Annotated in this window: 17 protein-coding genes; 8 read left to right on the forward strand and 9 right to left on the reverse strand. The window is 69.0% G+C overall.

Translation table 11 applies throughout. From position 1 onward, the window contains the following. Nucleotides 1–60 precede the first annotated feature (60 nt). From GA0070619_RS12235 to GA0070619_RS12240, 3 genes are read right to left on the reverse strand one after another with little or no spacing between them, the layout of a single operon-like run. On the reverse strand, nucleotides 61–411 hold the full coding sequence (locus tag GA0070619_RS12235) for a pyridoxamine 5'-phosphate oxidase family protein (RefSeq protein ID WP_462686457.1): 351 nt from the start codon (nucleotides 409–411) through the stop codon (nucleotides 61–63). Further along, entirely contained in the window at nucleotides 411–587 is a 177-nt protein-coding gene (locus tag GA0070619_RS33100) for a hypothetical protein (protein WP_197699640.1), read from the reverse strand. Before GA0070619_RS33100 ends, GA0070619_RS12235 begins: the two co-directional genes overlap by 1 nt. Then, the gene (locus GA0070619_RS12240) at nucleotides 584–1,252 is read right to left on the reverse strand and encodes a DUF899 domain-containing protein (protein WP_088948181.1); all 669 of its coding nucleotides are present in this window, start codon (nucleotides 1,250–1,252) and stop codon (nucleotides 584–586) included. Before GA0070619_RS12240 ends, GA0070619_RS33100 begins: the two co-directional genes overlap by 4 nt. 132 nt (nucleotides 1,253–1,384) lie before the next feature. On the opposite strand from GA0070619_RS12240, the gene GA0070619_RS12245 reads away from it, so the two are divergent. Then, nucleotides 1,385–1,846: a winged helix-turn-helix transcriptional regulator gene (locus tag GA0070619_RS12245; protein ID WP_088948182.1), complete on the forward strand. Its 462-nt coding sequence runs from the start codon at nucleotides 1,385–1,387 to the stop codon at nucleotides 1,844–1,846. Between the two features lie 127 nt (nucleotides 1,847–1,973). Continuing rightward, a complete protein-coding gene (locus tag GA0070619_RS12250; RefSeq protein WP_088948183.1) occupies nucleotides 1,974–3,875 on the forward strand; it encodes a S9 family peptidase in 1,902 nt (633 codons plus the stop codon). Nucleotides 3,876–4,288: 413 nt separating this feature from the next. Here GA0070619_RS12250 and GA0070619_RS12255 read toward each other — a convergent pair whose 3' ends face one another. Beyond that, on the reverse strand, nucleotides 4,289–4,810 hold the full coding sequence (locus GA0070619_RS12255; protein WP_088948184.1) for a hypothetical protein: 522 nt from the start codon (nucleotides 4,808–4,810) through the stop codon (nucleotides 4,289–4,291). A gap of 24 nt (nucleotides 4,811–4,834) precedes the next feature. Then, nucleotides 4,835–5,281, reverse strand: a complete 447-nt coding sequence (locus GA0070619_RS12260) for a hypothetical protein (protein WP_157743983.1) — start codon at nucleotides 5,279–5,281, stop codon at nucleotides 4,835–4,837. A gap of 807 nt (nucleotides 5,282–6,088) precedes the next feature. Here GA0070619_RS12260 and GA0070619_RS12270 point away from each other — a divergent pair. Then, nucleotides 6,089–6,571 (forward strand): NUDIX hydrolase, encoded by a 483-nt coding sequence (locus tag GA0070619_RS12270; RefSeq protein WP_197699641.1) that lies wholly within the window; start codon nucleotides 6,089–6,091, stop codon nucleotides 6,569–6,571. Nucleotides 6,572–6,686: 115 nt separating this feature from the next. Here GA0070619_RS12270 and GA0070619_RS12275 read toward each other — a convergent pair whose 3' ends face one another. Beyond that, on the reverse strand, nucleotides 6,687–7,154 hold the full coding sequence (locus GA0070619_RS12275) for an HNH endonuclease (RefSeq protein ID WP_088948186.1): 468 nt from the start codon (nucleotides 7,152–7,154) through the stop codon (nucleotides 6,687–6,689). A 135-nt stretch (nucleotides 7,155–7,289) separates the two neighbouring features. On the opposite strand from GA0070619_RS12275, the gene GA0070619_RS12280 reads away from it, so the two are divergent. Further along, nucleotides 7,290–7,763 carry an SUKH-4 family immunity protein gene (locus GA0070619_RS12280; RefSeq protein ID WP_231927390.1) on the forward strand — a complete coding sequence of 158 codons (474 nt, stop codon included), beginning with the start codon at nucleotides 7,290–7,292 and terminating at the stop codon, nucleotides 7,761–7,763. A 204-nt stretch (nucleotides 7,764–7,967) separates the two neighbouring features. Continuing rightward, on the forward strand, nucleotides 7,968–9,884 hold the full coding sequence (locus tag GA0070619_RS12285; RefSeq protein ID WP_088948187.1) for a hypothetical protein: 1,917 nt from the start codon (nucleotides 7,968–7,970) through the stop codon (nucleotides 9,882–9,884). 54 nt (nucleotides 9,885–9,938) lie between these two features. Here the strand turns inward: GA0070619_RS12285 and GA0070619_RS12290 are convergent, their stop codons facing one another. Next, nucleotides 9,939–10,868, reverse strand: coding sequence for a LysR family transcriptional regulator (locus GA0070619_RS12290; RefSeq protein WP_088948188.1), 930 nt, complete (start codon nucleotides 10,866–10,868; stop codon nucleotides 9,939–9,941). Between the two features lie 128 nt (nucleotides 10,869–10,996). Here GA0070619_RS12290 and GA0070619_RS12295 point away from each other — a divergent pair, with 128 nt between their 5' ends. After that, nucleotides 10,997–12,268 carry an MFS transporter gene (locus GA0070619_RS12295; protein WP_231927391.1) on the forward strand — a complete coding sequence of 424 codons (1,272 nt, stop codon included), beginning with the start codon at nucleotides 10,997–10,999 and terminating at the stop codon, nucleotides 12,266–12,268. Beyond that, nucleotides 12,268–12,837: a GNAT family N-acetyltransferase gene (locus tag GA0070619_RS12300; protein ID WP_088948190.1), complete on the forward strand. Its 570-nt coding sequence runs from the start codon at nucleotides 12,268–12,270 to the stop codon at nucleotides 12,835–12,837. Before GA0070619_RS12295 ends, GA0070619_RS12300 begins: the two co-directional genes overlap by 1 nt. A gap of 40 nt (nucleotides 12,838–12,877) precedes the next feature. Here the strand turns inward: GA0070619_RS12300 and GA0070619_RS12305 are convergent, their stop codons facing one another. Continuing rightward, complete coding sequence (locus tag GA0070619_RS12305; protein ID WP_088948191.1) at nucleotides 12,878–13,618, reverse strand: SDR family oxidoreductase; 741 nt, start codon at nucleotides 13,616–13,618, stop codon at nucleotides 12,878–12,880. Nucleotides 13,619–13,751: 133 nt separating this feature from the next. Here GA0070619_RS12305 and GA0070619_RS12310 point away from each other — a divergent pair, with 133 nt between their 5' ends. Next, entirely contained in the window at nucleotides 13,752–14,237 is a 486-nt protein-coding gene (locus GA0070619_RS12310; RefSeq protein WP_197699642.1) for an RrF2 family transcriptional regulator, read from the forward strand. A 6-nt stretch (nucleotides 14,238–14,243) separates the two neighbouring features. Here GA0070619_RS12310 and GA0070619_RS12315 read toward each other — a convergent pair whose 3' ends face one another. Further along, nucleotides 14,244–15,797, reverse strand: a complete 1,554-nt coding sequence (locus GA0070619_RS12315) for a glycosyltransferase family 39 protein (RefSeq protein WP_088948192.1) — start codon at nucleotides 15,795–15,797, stop codon at nucleotides 14,244–14,246.

Raw genomic sequence — 15,797 nt, forward strand, 5'->3', positions numbered from 1 at the left:
GCCCCGACGTCGAAGAGTGTCGCCCTAGACATACCAGCGGCGGACGGGCTCGGCGTGACCTCAGGTGCGGTTGAACCGCCAGCGGGTCGCGGTGAGCCCGTCCGTGCCGTAGCCGAAAGCCCGGACCGGGGAGACCTGGTGGAAGGCGTACTCGGGTGATCCGGGCAGACTCTCGTCGTGGACCCGGCCGTCCCTGATGTCGAACGTCCAGCCGTACTTTGTGACGAAGGCGGCGGCCACCCGGCGCAGTGCGGTCCCGCCGGACACCTGGTGAGCTTCACCGCTCACCACCAGGTCGAGATCTTCGCTGCTCACCGTGATGACAGCGCGGGGGTTGCCAGCCAGGTTTCGGCTCTTACGGGAGTGCGGGCGGCTCGCAATGCACGGCGCCCCGTCGACCAGCACGACCATCACCGGTGCGGCGTGTGGCCGACCATCCGGTCCCACAGTGGAAGCCAACACTTGTGCGCCGACCGCAGGCAGGCCAATGCCTGGCTCCACGGCTTGAGTGTCGCCACGTCGGTGTTGAAGGGTGTCGCATCCTCCTGCTGGAAGAGGAGTTCAGCGACTGGCGTGTCGACCGTCATGACGGATCCCTGGTCGTGTCGTACTCGTCGTGCAGTCGCCACCACCGGTAGGGCTGGGTTTGCGGCCAGCCTTCCGGCGAGTCCTCCCAGGTCTCCTGTCGGCCGTAGGGCGTCAGGTCGAGGAAGGTCCAGTTGCTGCCGAGCCGTTCCACGCCGCGGGAGGTGGTGGTGTAGGTGCGGAAGATCCGGTCGTCGGCGCGGAGGAAGACGTTCAGCGCGAATCCGTCACCGGTGCCCATGTCGGCGTTGAAGCTGTTGTTCAGCGACGAGTACCAGGGCAGGTCCCAACCCATTCGCCGCCGCACCGCCAGCAGGTCGTCCAGTGGGCCGTGAGACGTCAACGCGAGGGTGACGTCACGGGCGTTGAGGTGGGCCGGGTGTCCGACGTTGTCGGTGAACATCGAGCAGCCGGAGCAGACGGCGTCGATGCCGTGCCACATGAACGTGTACACGATGAGCTGGCGGCGGCCCTGGAACAGGTCGCTCAAACTGGCAGGCCCGGACGGGCCCTCGAACACGTAGTCCTGCTCGACCGGCGTCATCGGCAGCCGGCGACGCGCCGCGGCCACTGAGTCGAGCTGGCGGGTGAGTGCCTTTTCGCGTACGCGCAGGGCGTCTACCGCGTCCTGCCAGTCCCTGGTCGGCACGATCGGCGGATGGTTCATGCGGGCCTTCCTTCGGCTTCCACACGCGTGTGGAGAGGGGGACAGGGCCAGTCCGTTCCTTAAGGGGATGGACTGATGTGACGCTAACAGAGTCAGTTCCTTGAAGGAACCATCTTTGCGTATCGTGGCGTCATGCAACGAACGCAGTTCGGTGCCATGGCGTGCTCGATCGCCCGCACCCTCGACGTCATCGGTGAGCCGTGGTCTCCGCTGATCCTGCGGGACGTCTACGCCGGCACGCACCGCTTCGAGCAACTCCAGCGGGGCCTCGGCATGTCCCGCAAGGTGCTCGCCGAACGGCTGAGCTGGCTGGTCGAACAGGGCGTCCTGACCCGGCGTGAGTATTCGGACCGGCCGGTCCGCCACGAGTACCTGCTCACCGACAAGGGCAGGGAGCTCTGCGATCTGCTGCTGGTGATGGTGCGGTGGGGTGACCGGTGGACGGCGGGCGAGGCCGGCCCGCCGGTGCTCTACCGCCACCACGCCTGCGGCAAGATCAGCCACGTGGAGCTGCGGTGCTCGGAGTGCGAACAGCCCATGCGGGCTACTGACATCGACCTGTTGCCCGGGCCCGGAGCCCACCCGGAATCGTGAGCACCGGATCGGTTGGCTTACTGGTTTGTGGCCGCCGATCGATCCCGGCACGTTCGGTGAGAATCGGATGCGTCGATCCAGTACCGGACCGACCATGACGTTCTGTCGATGCTGGCACACTCATCGCATGACGGGTCTGACAGCCGAGCTCGTGGTCGACGGTTGTGCCCCGCAGACCCCGGCGCTGGCCCCGAACGGGCGCTTGCTCTGCTACGTCCTCGCTCCCATCAGCCGGTCCGGTGACCACCTCGACACCCAACTCTGGCTCGCCGGCACCGATGACGCCGTCGCGCCGCGCAGGGCGACAGCCGACACCGCAACCGAGTCCCGGCCGCTCTGGTCGGCCGACTCGGAGACGCTGTTCTTCCTGTCCGACCGCGCCGACCGCGGCACCCCGCAGCTACACAGACTCACCCCCGCCAACGGCGCGGTGACCACGGTGACCAACTGGCGAACCGGCGTCATCGACCACCTGCCGCTGAGCGACCCCCACCTGGTCGCTCTGCTCGCGGAGGACGAACCCACCGAGCAGGACGCGCGCCGCGCCCGGGATCGAGACGACGCCGTCGTCGTCGGCGAGCGCGAATCGCGTGCCCGGTTGCGGATGCTCGACCTGCGCACCGGCCGGGTCACCACCCCGGGTGTGTTCGGCGACCGGCACGTCGTGGAACTGTGCCAACGTCCCGGCGGCGGCCCACTTGCCGTGCTCACCTGGGCCAGCGCCGACAACGACCACGGCCCGCGCACCGGCCAACTGCACCTGTTCGACCCCACGACCGGGAGTGCGGAGAACCTTGGCCCGGTCGCGGCCGACGCACGATCTCTGGCCTGGTGGCCGGGCGAGGACGGTTGGCACCTCGGTTACGTCGCGCTCACCCCACCGGTGCTGCAGGCCGGCACCGCCGTGTTCGACCTGGCCGTGGACAGCCGCGTCCTGCGCAACCGGACAGCTGGTCTCTCGATGTGCCCCACCCAGCTCTGCCAGACCGGTGGCGCCCCGCTGGTGGTGTTCGCCGACGGTCTGAACACGACACTGGCCCGGCTCGACCCCGCCGGCCTCAGCACCCTGTCGCATCACCCCGGACGCCTCGACAACGTCACCACCACTCCTACCGGCACAGAGATCGCCGCCATTACCGGCACCCGCTATCAACCCCCGAACGTTCACCTCGGGCCGTTGACCGGGCCGCTACGAAGAATCACCAACACCCGCCCGGACCTGGACGGCATCGCACTCGGCACGCAACAACCGCTGGCCTACCGCGCCGCCGACGGCCTCGACCTGGACGGTTTGCTCGTGCTGCCGGTCGGAAGGTCCGCATCGGAAGGCCCGTTCCCGCTGGTCACGATCGTGCACGGAGGCCCCTACGATCGCTACGCCGATCGGTGCCAGTTGTTCTGGTTCCCCAGCGCGCAGTGGCTGGCCGCCGCCGGCTACGCGGTGTTCCTGCCCAACCCGCGCGGCGGCCAGGGCCATGGTCACCAGTTCGCCGCCAGCGTCGCAGGCCGGGTCGGAGAGCAGGAGTGGACCGACATCCTGACCGGCATCGACCTGCTCATCGCTCAGGGCATAGCCGACCCCGACCGGCTGGGCATCGCTGGTTGGAGTCACGGCGGCTTCATGTCCGCCTGGGCCGTCGGCCAGACCGACCGCTTCCAGGCCGCGCTGGTCGGTGCCGGCGTCGTCGACTGGGGCATGCTCGCCGCGACCGGGGAGAACGGCCAGTTCGAAGCCGCGCTCGGTGGCAGCACCGGCTGGTCCGGCATCGGCCCACACCCCCATGACGCGGTCAGCCCGATCTCCTTCGCCAGCCGCATCCGCACTCCGGTGCTCATCCTGCACGGTGCCGAGGACACCAACGTTCCCCTCGGGCAGGCCGTGTACCTCCACCGGGCGCTGCGCCACTTCGACGTCGAGCACGAGTTCGTGATCTACCCGAGAGAGGGCCACTCGGTCCGGGAACGCAACCATCAACTCGACGTCCTGCGCCGGACTCGCGCCTGGTTCGATCGCTGGCTCCGGCCCTGAGCGGGCGCGTGGATCAGATGTCGTCGCTTACCTGAGCTGACCTCAGGACCTTCAGATCCTTGAGACCTCGGTCAACTCACCAACTCGCGCGCTGCCACAAGCTCCTCTTCGCCGTCTGGGCACATTAACAGTTTGCCGTTAACGGTAATCCGATAATTAGCTGCCACAAAAGGGGGCGAAGCGGGCATGCATCATAATGACAGTTCTTGTGCGTAATGGTTCAGGATGTTGTAACGATCCACCTAAAGCTGTCCTGGCTCCGCGCGACAGCTGCTCGAGCGGCACGGCGGAGGAGCCGCCGCAGCGGTTCCCAGTCTGCGGTGACCGGTTGCCGGCGGCGGCCCGGATGTCGATGGCGTTCGCGCCGCCGTACCCCTGGGAGTTGGTTGAAGGTCGGCGGCGCCGACTGCCGGTCAGGTCGCGTCGCCCCGCCGGGAGTTGACCACGGTGAGCAGGCACTGCGCCATGCCGATCGCTTCGAGCAGCGTCAGCACCGGCGCACCGACGTCCAGCACCAGGTCCGCCGACCGCATCGACAAGGCGCTGCTCGTGGTCACCAGCGTGGCCACCGGGCGACCCGACCGGTCGGTGATGGCGAAATGCTGGGCATTGCGGTCGCCTTCGGTCGTGAACACCCGGCCGTCCGGCAGAGTCACCGTCCCCCGCCGGCGACCCGCATAGTCGATCAGGTATTCCAGGATGACCTCGGAACGCGGTCCGATCAGCCGGTGATGGTCGTTCGCGAAGCTGGTGGCGGCACCGGTGGCGAGCAGCGTCGTAGCTCCAGCATCAAGAACGTCGAACTGGTGCCGCTTGGACACGAACTTGCGGCGCAGCACCGCCACCGGAGTTCCGTCCCCCAGGGTGACCGCGGCAGTACGCCGGAGCGGGGACAGCAGGGGCAGCAGGAGCCGGCCGGTGAAGATCGAGTGCATGGCGCCATCCTGGTCGATGAGCGATCAGCGACCGCACCAGGCCCGGGCCGAAGCGGTGCGGAGCAGCAGCCCGCTGACGAGCAGGGCCAGCACCGCCAGCAGCCCGCCCAGCATCCCCACGACGACAACGGGTTCGACCGGCGGCGTGATCAGCGACCCGAGACGCGGCCCGAACAGCAGCATCGTCCCGGCACCACCGAGAAAAGCGAGCCCGACGCCCACGGCGAATCGCTGGGCCACCCGCCACGCGGTCGGACCCCCGCGCCGGAGGCCACGGAGCAGGACACCGACGGCCACCGTGCAGCCACCCAGGGCGAGCCAGTTCCCGGCGCCGCCGACCTCGGCCAGGAGCGCGATGTCAACGGCAAGCACGTACACCCACCAGAACGCGAACAGCAGCACGCTGGCGCTGATGCTGGGCGGTCGACGCCCGGTGGCCGCCGGGCCGGGGCGCAACGACTCACTGATCATCGCCGGATCATACGGACCGGTCACCAGGGAAGCCTCGTGGCACCACATGACCGCTACCGGCCCACCCGCTCCTGACCGGCGTCCGAGGCGGTGAGCAGGCGGATGACCTGATCGACGTAGCGGTCAACATTCGCCAGTCTCACGGAGCCAGGACAGAAGCGACCCGATGCCCAGCTCACGTGCTCACTCCGCCGGTTGCCGGGAGGGCTTCAACCAACCTGGCGCCCGTAAGCGGCCCGGGCTGCGGCAACCTCTGCGGCCTGGCGCACCCGCCACCTTCTCTGGGCCTCGCTGTTGCACGCGCGACACACCGTGCGGTTCCGGCCACTCGTGGGATCGATCTCTCGCTCGTGCCCGTTGCGACAGCGCGGTTGCTGGGTGCGGCTGCGGCAGTTCTCGGCGCGGGCCACCTGCTGTAGGTGAGTGGGTTCGATGCAGTCACGCACTCCACAGAGGTGTGCACGTCCAACCCGGGGTCGTAACCGCCGACGAAGACAACGTAGGCCGTGATGTGCGCCCAGGCCCGCCCAGCGGCCTTCTGGTACACGCCCCGCTGGCTGCCGTAACCGCGCACGATCAGGCAGCCGTCGTCTCGACGGACCGAACGACCGATGAGGTATGCGCGCAGGGCTAGGTCAGCGCCCTGACAGACCCGATCAGGTGGGAAGCAGCCAAGCGGCTCAGGTCGGCGATCGGCCCTGCGCGCCGGCAGCCTGACCGCCGAAATCCCAGGAGAATCGTTCTGACAGAACCGTTCAACCCGTTCGAGGGCAGCGCTTCCCCCGAGACTGCGACATCCTGGTCACCGTGATCACGCAACGGCTCCGGGTCGCCGCGTACGCGGTGTGTCTCCGGGATGAGGACGTGCTGCTCGCCCGTTGGGTTTCGCCCGACGGTGCTCGGCGGCACTGGACGTTGCCCGGCGGCGGGGTCGAGCACGCCGAGGATCCGTTCGACGCCGTCGTGCGGGAGGTGACTGAGGAGACGGGGTACGAGGCACAGGTCGAGCAGTTGCTCGGTGTGAACTCGCGTACGAGGAATGTGGAGCGCAACGACAGGGATGTTGTCGAGCTGCACATGCTGGCCATCTTCTACCGGGCCCGGATCGTTGCCGGTGAGCTTCGATCCGAGACGTCCGGCACGACCGACCTGGCGCAGTGGACACCCATGGCACAGGTCTCGACCCTGGAGCGCTCCGTCGTCGTCGACGTCGGGCTTGAGCTGCACCGCAGTGCGCCGCCGACCGGGCACGTGGAGACGATCCAGACGACCGGACTCCTGCGGCACTGATCGCGGGGCAGCGCTCGCGGCTGACCAGGGTGACCGCGGCAGTACGCCGGAGCGGGACGGCAGGGGGCAGGAGCCGGCCGGTGAAGATCGTGCGAAGGGCGCGTGTCCCGCGCGCTCAGCCCACCTGCCGGCCGTACGCGGCCCGTGCTGCGGCAACCTCTTCGGACTGCCGTACGCGCCACCTCTTCTGCGCCTCGCTGTTGCACACTCGACACACCGTGCGGTAGCGACCACTCGTTGGATCGAGCTCCCGCTCGTGCCCGTTTCGGCAACGCGGCTGCTGGGTGCGGCTGCGACAGTTCTCGGCGTGGGTCACCTGCTGGAGATGGGTGGGTTCGATGCAGTCCGGCGCGCCACACAGGTGGCGCACGTCCAACCCGGGGTCGTATCCACCGACGAAGACGACGTAGGCCGTGATGTGGGCCCAGGCCCGCCCGGCGACCTTCTGGTACACGCCCCGCTGGCTGCCGTAACCGCGCACGATCAGGCAGCCGTCGTCTCGACGGACCGAACGACCGATGAGGTACGCGCGCAGGGTCTCCTCAGTGAAATGTCGGGACAAGCCCTTCACCTGCGACAGCATCTCACCAGGCTAGATCAGGGGGCCGCGCGTGGGTGACGAGGACCGACCGGGTGGGACCGGCGTGAGCGAGCGACCCGCCGGTCCTGGCCGAGTTGGTCCCCGCGTTGCTGGTCGGCGCTCGATAGATTGGCGGCCATGTCGTCACTGGGCAAGCTGGACGGGTGGGAGTCGCTGTCGCCGGAGTTGCGGGAGCGGATGGTCGCGGCCGACCTGCCGGAATCGTTGCGACTCGACGAGTACGACCTGTTTCTGCTCGGCCCGGACCTGATCTTTCGGGATGGCCTGCTGCGATTCGGCTACGGCACGGACGCGTGGGGCGGCGAATTCTGCCTCGACCTGGACACCGGCGCCGTGCTGGTCGTCGATGACATTCGGACACGGACGTTCGTGAACTCGTCGCTCGACCTGTACGCCCGTTCGCTGCGCCTGGTCGCCGGTCTGGCGCCCGCAATCGTCGGCGGCGAACCGGACGGGTGGGAAGACGCCAAGAACGAGATGCAGCGGGTCATCGGGGAGTGGGACGCACCGGCGATGACCTCGGACAACTACTGGGACGGCCTCTCGTGGGACATCGCCACCGGCAACTACGCCGACCAGTCTGACCTCTGACTCCTGCCCGAAATGTCGGCCGGGGCCATCCGCTAAAGAACGGCCATCTAACATCCCTCAAGGCCGCGTGGCATTGACACTCGGGCATGTCATCACCCGTCTTTGACAAACGGGTTAACAAAAATGCATCCGTGCCGCCGCGCGATCTTCCACGCGCGTTGGGGGGCCTTTGTGTCACGGGTGCGGAGGGGGACAGCGAATTTGATGGGCAATGACATCAAGGAGCGTTCGAGGATCGCGGTGCTGACGCGACTCGCCGCGGTCCTGGTCCTGATCTGGTCGGTGATCGGCATTGCGCCGGCCGCCAGCCACGCCGGGCCACGCGTCGTCGCGGACTGGCCGATCATCGATGCCCGGTGTGCTCCGATCACGCCTCAGGGACTGGTCGGTTACGGGTGCCACAAGCTGAGCACGTACCTGCAGGAGGCGCGGTTGGATCTCCGGTACAACCGGCCGCCGAAGACCACCGACAAGCTTTACACCAACGTCCGGGGCAACTACGCGATCGCCCAGCTGCAGGATGGCAAGTACATCATCGGCTACAGCGACGGTGCGAAGCACGCCGAGATCCGACTGATCGAACAGATGCAGGGCAAGGCCCCGCGCATCGAGTTCGACCCGAAGACCGGCAAGGTGTCGTACCAGCCGGCCAAGGCGTCGCCGATCAAGGAGGGATACTCCGAGATCGAGCCCTGCAAGAAGACCTGCAACCCGGCGCTGGAGAACGCGAAGGTCCGGGACAAGTTCACCTACAGCTACCGGTGGAACGCCGCGCCGGGCGAGGACGAAAAGGTTCTGCGGGATCGGACCAACAACCGCAACACGGGTGCGAAGCAGGTCGCGGTCCAGACGCTGCTCAACGAGACGAAGGCCTCGGGTCCCATCCTTCCGAAGTCACCCGAGGAGTTGGCCAAGGGCAGCGCGGTCAGCAAGGCAGCCGGCAAGCAGATGGGGCCGATCCGGCCCGGTGGCATCGACTTCTCGTCGGTCCAGTTGCGCTATGTGACGGACGGTGGGGGATCGGGTGGCGACACGTACTCGTTCGAGACGGCGACCACCCCGGGCCAGGAGTCCAAGGACGGCACCGACCAGATCTACGACGCCGACGAGGCACTCAACACCTGGATGGCCGTGGAGCCGTCGCGTTTCTGGGTGAACCTCAACCCGAGTCAGCCGGACAAGGTGATCGACCAGTACCTCGGCCGGACCGAGGTCGGGCGCATCCTGCTCGAAGCCGACCTGGAGTTGAAGCGGGCGTGGACGCGATTCCAGGACCCGAAGACGGCGGTCGGCCTGGAGTACTGGAACCGGATGACTGGCCTGGACGGGGCCTGCATCCGGCAGTGGATCGTGCCGAAGACGGCGACGATCCGCGAGGAGGGGAACCGCCTTTACATCCTCGACGCGCCCCTCGAGGTGAAGGCCGAGGCGTTCGACTTCACGATTCCCGGCGACCCGGACTTCAAGTGTCCAGCCAATCCGGAGCCGTCCATGGCCGTCTACCGGGACCTGCTCCTGCCCGAATTGAACAAGGCCGTGAATGACGCGCCCGGGTTCAAGGACCTCCGCCGGGTCTACATCAGCCGGGTGGCCGCCGAGTGGTACCGCGGCCGGATGGCAGCCGACGGTCGCGCGGCCGACGCCGGCATCGACAGCAACGACGTCAGCACCCTGGAGCGCGAGGATGACTGGAACCCGGTCGACGTCTTCAACCAGTACGTGAAGGAGATCTCCGGCACCACGTACGAACTGCCGAACGGTGTGCAGGTGACCACGGGTGGCGTCGACTTCACGCAGCCGGTCAAGACGACCAAGCTGAGTGACACCACGTTCAAGGAGCAGCACGCGGGCCTGCCGACCACCGTCGACAGGTCGCTCACCGAGGTCACGAGATCCTCGGACGAGAAGCAGGCCTACCTGGGCGGCGCCGACGAGATCCCCGGCTTCGTCGGCCTGAACAAGGCGAACCCAGCGCCGAGCGGCCCAGCAGGCGGTGGCGGCGGTGGACTGCCGATCACCGGTTCACCCATCCTCACCATCGCGACGGTCGGGGTCCTGCTGATCCTGATCGGCATGGCGGCCCTGTGGCGTACCCGCCGGCTGCGGTGGGTGGTCAAGTAGGTCACACCGTCCCGCCGCGCCCCTGACGGGCGCGGCGGGACGGTCCGCCGCTGGTCATGCCCACGTTGGCAGCCAGATCTCCGCATCGACTGGGCTCGTTCGTCGCGAATCGAGATGATCGCGGAGTGTGGCGAGCGCGGGATGCGGGTTGTCGTCGCGCCAGATCAGCGACATGGGGTAGATCGGCGCCGGTCCGCGTACCGGTATGCGCCGCAGGTCGTAACTGTCCGGCCACAGGTACCGGGTGCGTTCGCCGGCGAACGTCGCCAGTTCCGCGGAGTCGGCGATCTCGGCCAACAGCGCCTCGTTGCCGAAGACCGGCCCGACCAGGTCGATGGTGAGGCCGAACGCGGCGGCGAGTTCGTCGTAGTAGTCCGCCCACTCGGTGCCGGAGGCCATGCCGGGCATCCAGATGCGGTGCGCGGCGAGCTGCGCGGGCGTGACGGTGCGGGCGTTGGCGAGGGCGTGGCGTGGCCCGACGAGGAGTTCGTGGTGTTCGTCGATCACGCGGGCGGTCCTGATCCCGTCGGGCAGGTGGCGCTCCGGGATGGGGACCGCGTGGAACGTGGCGTCGACCGCCCCTGCCTCGACGGCGGCCATCGCGGCATGGACATCGGCGTCGAGGGTGACGACATCCAGCTCGATGCGGGGGTGCGCCCGGTGGAAGTCCTGCAATAGCACCGCCGGTGCGATGCGCCGACTGTGCACATCCACGCGCAGGGCGCGCCGACCGGGGCGTACGGAGGCGTCGGCGCGCGCCTCGACGCGCAGCAGTTCCCGGGCGTGGGGCAGGAAGGTCTGGCCGTCGATCGTGAGCTGGGCGCCGCGAGCGGTGCGGTTGAACAGTCGTACCTGGAGATCCTTTTCCAGGGCGGCGATGCGCTTGGACACGGCCTGCTGGGTGATCGACAGCGTGGTGGCGGCGTCCTGGAACTGACCGGCGTCGGCGGCGGCGACGAACGTGCGTACGGCGTCGAGATCCACGCCAGGAACCCTACTTCCACAACATCTGGTTGTGACTCACCGTGGGTTCGGTTGTTTGATCTGGCCCCTGCGCCCTTGCTTTGATCGCACCGGCCAACGGCGGGTTGTTGGAAGCGGGGGTGTGGGGTGTGGCGGCGAGACGATCCCTGGGCCGGCGGTTCCGGTGGTTGTGGGCGGCGTACGCGGTCAGTGCCTACGGTTCCGGGTTCGGCTTCGGCGCCCTACCGCTGATCGCCGTGCTGGTGTTGGACGCCAGCCCCGCCCAGGTGTCCGCGCTGTCGGCTGTGGGGCCGGCGGTGGGCGCGCTGGTCGCGTTGCCGCTCGGGCCATGGGTGGAGTTCCGCCGCAAACGGCCGGTGATGGTCGTGATGGATCTGACCCGGTTCGTGGTGCTGCTGACGATCCCCATCGCGTACGCGCTCGGCCGTCTCGGTTTCGCGCAGTTGTTGGTCGTCTCGGCCGTCGTCGCCACCGCCAGGATCGCTTTCGGTGCGGCCAGCGGCGCCTACCTCAAGGCCCTCGTCCGGCCGGACGACCTGCTCGTGGCCAACGCGAGGTTCGAGTCGACGACCTGGAGCGCCATCGCGCTCGGGCCGCCGCTGGGCGGCGCGGCGGTCGGCCTGTTCGGCCCGGTCGCCACCATCGTGGCCGATGCCGTGAGCTACCTGCTCTCCGCGCTGGGGATCACGGCGATCGGCGGGCGGGAGGAACACCCCCGGCGCGGTGGCGGTCGCCGGGTGCGTGCCAGCGAGGTGCTCGACGGCTGGCGGCACCTCCTGACCCACCGTGGCCTGCGGGCGCTCTACCTCAACCAGCTGCTCGTCAGTGGGCTGATCATGGCCACCGAGCCACTGCTGGCCGTGCTCCTGCTCGGCGAACTCGGGTTCCCACCCTGGCAGTACGGGCTTGCCTTCGCCGTGCCCTGCGTCGGCGGGTTCATCGGCTCACGGCTGGCCCGCCGGGTCGTCGCGAGGTACGGCCGACACCGGATCATCCGCACCGTGGGCACGTTACGCGCGATCTGGCTGGTCGGCCTCGCCTTCGTCCAGCCCGGTGTCGTCGGGCTCGCCACGGTGATCGCCGTCGAACTTGCGATCATCATCAGCATGAGCCTGTACAACCCGGTTCTCGCCACCTACCGCCTGGAGCAGACGCCGAAGGACCGCGTGGTCCGGACTCTGACGGCCTGGTCGATCGGCAGCAGTGCCACCATCGCGGTCCTCAGCGCGCTCGGCGGACTGTTCGCCGCCGCCACCAGCCTTCGCACGGCCATCCTGGTCGCGGGACTGCTGATCCTCGCCAGCCCGTTGCTGCTACCGCGCCGCCCCGATCCCGGAGCGGCAGGGGACGCCGAGGCCCACGATGACGGCCGCCCGCAGACGATGCGGGAGTTCGCCTGATGTTCCAGCCGACCTATCCGATCCGCACCGCGCGGCTCACCCTGCGTCCGTTCACCATCGACGACCTCGATGACGTGTACGCGTACCAGCGTCGACCCGACGTCGTTCGCTGGATGCTCGGTGCCGAGCCGCGTACCCGTGAGCAGTCGCGGGCGTCGGTGCTCGCCATGGCCGGCGAGGACGCGCTGCGCGCGGAGGGGGACTGCCTGGCGTTGGCCGCGGTCGGTGAAGCGGGGGTGATCGGCACCGTGGAGTTGGTGTGGCGCAGCCAACTCGACCGTACGGCTGAACTCGGTTTCGTGTTCAACCCCAACCATGGGGGTCGCGGGTTGGCGACGGAAGCCGCTTCGGCGTTGGTGGACTGGGGTTTCACCGAGTTCGGCCTGCACCGGATCTATGGCCGGTGTCATGGGCGCAACGCCGCCTCCGCCCGGCTGATGGCCCGGCTCGGCATGCGCCGCGAGGCACACCACGTCGCGAGCTATCTGTTCGCGGGGGAGTGGGCTGACCGGCTCGTGCTCGCGATCCTGGACCACGAGTGGCAAAGCCGTACCCGCACGTCGCCGTGATGATCGACTGCCACGGCGGCGTGCGGGTAGGGCCCGACGCTCAGCCCTGGCGGCCCAGCCACTCCCGGTAGGCGGTGGGCGCGATGACGGCGCCGTCGGGGGCGACGAGGACGTCGTCGGGGGCGGCGGCGAACATGCCAGCGCTGTTGTCGGTCGTGACGGTGCGCTGGTCACCACGGGCGGCGAGGGTGATACGCCCCAACTCGTCGAGGGCGAAGACCTCGGGGCCGGCGACGTTGCGGATGCCCCGCAGCGGCGCGCCCATGCTGACGTCCGCGACGGCCTGCGCGACGTCGGCCGCGGCGATGGGCTGCAGGGGAGCACCGGGCAGGCGAACGGTGGTCTCGTCGGCGGTCCAGGAGAGGATCGACTCGACGAACTCGAAGAACTGGGTGGCGCGGACGATCGAGTACGGAACGGGACCGGCCTTGAGGATGTCCTCCTGGAGGGTCTTGGCGCGGTAGTAGGCCAGGTCGGGCACCTGGTCGACGCCGACGATGGAGAGCACCACCGCGTGACCGACGCCCGCACGCTCGGCGGCGGCCAGGAGGTTGTCCATGGTCGTCTGGAAGAAGGCGGGGGAGGCGTCGTCGAAGGTCGGCGAGTTGGTCAGGTTGACGACGACGTCGGCGCCGCTGAGCGCCTCGGACAACCCCTGCCCGCTGAGGAGGTCCACCCCGGTGGACAGCGAGTGCGGCACCGCCTCATGCCCGGCGGTCTGCAAGATCTTGACGACCTGCGACCCGATGAGGCCGGTCCCACCCAGTACGGCGATCTTCATGCTCATGCACCTTCCTGTGAAATGTGGTCGTCTGTCCGGCTTCCTGGCTCGAGCCAAACTCGGACCTCTCCTGTCCGAGAACAATACTCGGACATTGCGAGTCCGGGTATCCGGGGTTGGCTAGGGTGAGGTCATGAAGATGTCCGGCGGGGTCGAGTGGGCGCTGCACTGCTGCGTGGTCCTCACGACCAGCAAAACCCCCGTCCCGGCGGCCAAACTGGCGGAGTTGCACGATGTCTCCAGCAGCTACCTCGCCAAGCAGCTCCAGTCCCTCGCCCGCGCCGACCTGATCCACTCTGTTCAGGGCAAGTCGGGCGGTTACGTCCTCACCCGGGCGCCGGAGAGCATCACCCTGCTCGACGTGGTGCGGGCCGTCGACGGCCCGGGACCCAGTTTCGTCTGCACGGAGATCCGCCAGCGCGGCCCGTTCGCGACACCGGCCGACTCCTGCACCACGCCCTGCCCGGTCGCCCGTGCCATGTGGGCAGCCGAGGACGCGTGGCGCCAGGCGCTCGCCGCGGTCACGATCGCCGATCTCGCCCGCGACGTCGACACCGCCTCCGGCCCCGAGGCACTGGCCGGCATCCACACCTGGCTCACCGGCGACCGCGCCGGCTGACCACTGTCAGCCGGTGTGGCGTACCTCGGTGTCCCAGATCTGCGCCCACGGACGCCGCAGCCCCCGGCACACGTGGATCGGGCCGCCGTTCTCGTCGTTCTCCACCTCGACCCGCTGGTCCACCCGCCCGGCGAGCGTGCACGTCTCGAACCAGGCGCTCAACGGGTCGGGCCGTTCCCAGCCGACGGCGATGACCACGTCCGCGTCGGCGGGTGGCCGACCGAAGTCGACCATGCTGTTGTGCCCGGAGTACGCGCGCGGAAGACCACGGGCCGGACCGTAACGGGCCACCGCACCGGCCTCGCCGTAGTTGCCGGTCAGGATGACCGCCCGGGAGCGCTCCTCGGGCGACAGGCCACCGTGGACGGCGGCGAGCGAATCCGCGAACGCCGGCCAGCCGATCGTCTCGCCGGCGTCGTAGTTGACGTCGACCACGAACCCGGGGAGCCGCTCGGCGGGCAGCACCGGCAGCAGCAGCACGATGTTGGGCAGGAGGAACGGCACCACACCCAGCACGAGCAGCCCTCGACGCAGCCGGATCGACCCGCGCGACGCCCACGCGACGGTGACCAGCACGCCGGCGGCGGTGAGGACCAGCAGCAGCGGCGCGTCGTAGTAACCCTTGCCGCCGGCGATCAGCACGATGCCGACCACCACCAGCCAGGCCCAGCCCACCGCCCGGTACGCCCGCCACGCCGGTCGGCGCAGCAGCGCGACGAGGCCCGCGATCCAGATCGGTACGGCGTACGGGCTGATGATGACAAACTGGAGGGTCAACGCGTCGACCCGACCGCTGTAGGAGCTGTCCCCATCGGAGATGGAGGCCGCCACGCCGAGTTGCGGGAAGCCGTGTGCCGCCTGCCAGATGAGGTTCGGAGCGGCCAGCAGCACGGCGATCCCGGCAGCGGCGAGCACCCACCGGTCACGCAGCAGCCGACGTGGCCCGGCGATGAGCACCCCGGCGATCAGACCCACTGCCAGCAACGCCGGCAGAAGTTTGCTGAGCATGCCCACCCCGAGCGCCAGACCGATGCCGAGTGCCCAGCGGCTGTCGCCGGTGCGGAGCAACCGCACCGTGCACCACACGGCGGCCAGCCAGACCAGCAGGTCGACGGTGGTGGTGCTGAGCAGGTGACCGCTGGCGAGAACGATGCCGGACAGCGCGGCCAGCACCGCCGCGAAGGTCTGCGCGCCCCGGCCGCCGCCCGACTCCCGGGCGATGGCGGCGACCAGCAACACCGCGACGCCGGCCAGCAGCGCCGACGGCGTCCGCAGCACCACCAGGTTGCCCGGTGCGATCGTGTCGAGCAGCCGAGCGAGCGCCGGGACCAGCGGACCCTGGTCGACGTAGCCCCAGTCGAGGTGTCGGCCGGCGAGCAGGAAGTACAACTCGTCGCGGTGGTAGCCGTACCGGCCGGCGAGCAGCAGCAGCGTCACAGTGGTCGCGGCGGAAACCAGCCACGGGCCGCGCCCTCGTGCGCCAACCTCCGGTGGCGCGCCCGGCGGTGACGCCGGAGCCGGCCGCTGAGGCCGGTCAATGTCGATCGCGGGGTCGCTCAC

The organism is Micromonospora zamorensis, assembly GCF_900090275.1.
GTDB lineage: Bacteria > Actinomycetota > Actinomycetes > Mycobacteriales > Micromonosporaceae > Micromonospora > Micromonospora zamorensis.

Excerpts from the sequence above, each read along its gene's own strand:
- GA0070619_RS12300 (WP_088948190.1), top strand. The coding sequence starts at position 12,268 with ATGTTCCAGCCGACCTATCCGATCCGCACCGCGCGGCTCACCCTGCGT.
- GA0070619_RS12275 (WP_088948186.1), bottom strand. The coding sequence starts at position 7,154 with ATGCTGTCGCAGGTGAAGGGCTTGTCCCGACATTTCACTGAGGAGACC.
- GA0070619_RS12285 (WP_088948187.1), top strand. The coding sequence starts at position 7,968 with ATGGGCAATGACATCAAGGAGCGTTCGAGGATCGCGGTGCTGACGCGA.
- GA0070619_RS12310 (WP_197699642.1), top strand. The coding sequence starts at position 13,752 with ATGAAGATGTCCGGCGGGGTCGAGTGGGCGCTGCACTGCTGCGTGGTC.
- GA0070619_RS12240 (WP_088948181.1), bottom strand. The coding sequence starts at position 1,252 with ATGAACCATCCGCCGATCGTGCCGACCAGGGACTGGCAGGACGCGGTA.
- GA0070619_RS12255 (WP_088948184.1), bottom strand. The coding sequence starts at position 4,810 with ATGCACTCGATCTTCACCGGCCGGCTCCTGCTGCCCCTGCTGTCCCCG.
- GA0070619_RS12235 (WP_462686457.1), bottom strand. The coding sequence starts at position 411 with ATGGTCGTGCTGGTCGACGGGGCGCCGTGCATTGCGAGCCGCCCGCAC.
- GA0070619_RS33100 (WP_197699640.1), bottom strand. The coding sequence starts at position 587 with ATGACGGTCGACACGCCAGTCGCTGAACTCCTCTTCCAGCAGGAGGAT.
- GA0070619_RS12260 (WP_157743983.1), bottom strand. The coding sequence starts at position 5,281 with ATGATCAGTGAGTCGTTGCGCCCCGGCCCGGCGGCCACCGGGCGTCGA.
- GA0070619_RS12280 (WP_231927390.1), top strand. The coding sequence starts at position 7,290 with ATGTCGTCACTGGGCAAGCTGGACGGGTGGGAGTCGCTGTCGCCGGAG.
- GA0070619_RS12305 (WP_088948191.1), bottom strand. The coding sequence starts at position 13,618 with ATGAAGATCGCCGTACTGGGTGGGACCGGCCTCATCGGGTCGCAGGTC.
- GA0070619_RS12245 (WP_088948182.1), top strand. The coding sequence starts at position 1,385 with ATGCAACGAACGCAGTTCGGTGCCATGGCGTGCTCGATCGCCCGCACC.
- GA0070619_RS12250 (WP_088948183.1), top strand. The coding sequence starts at position 1,974 with ATGACGGGTCTGACAGCCGAGCTCGTGGTCGACGGTTGTGCCCCGCAG.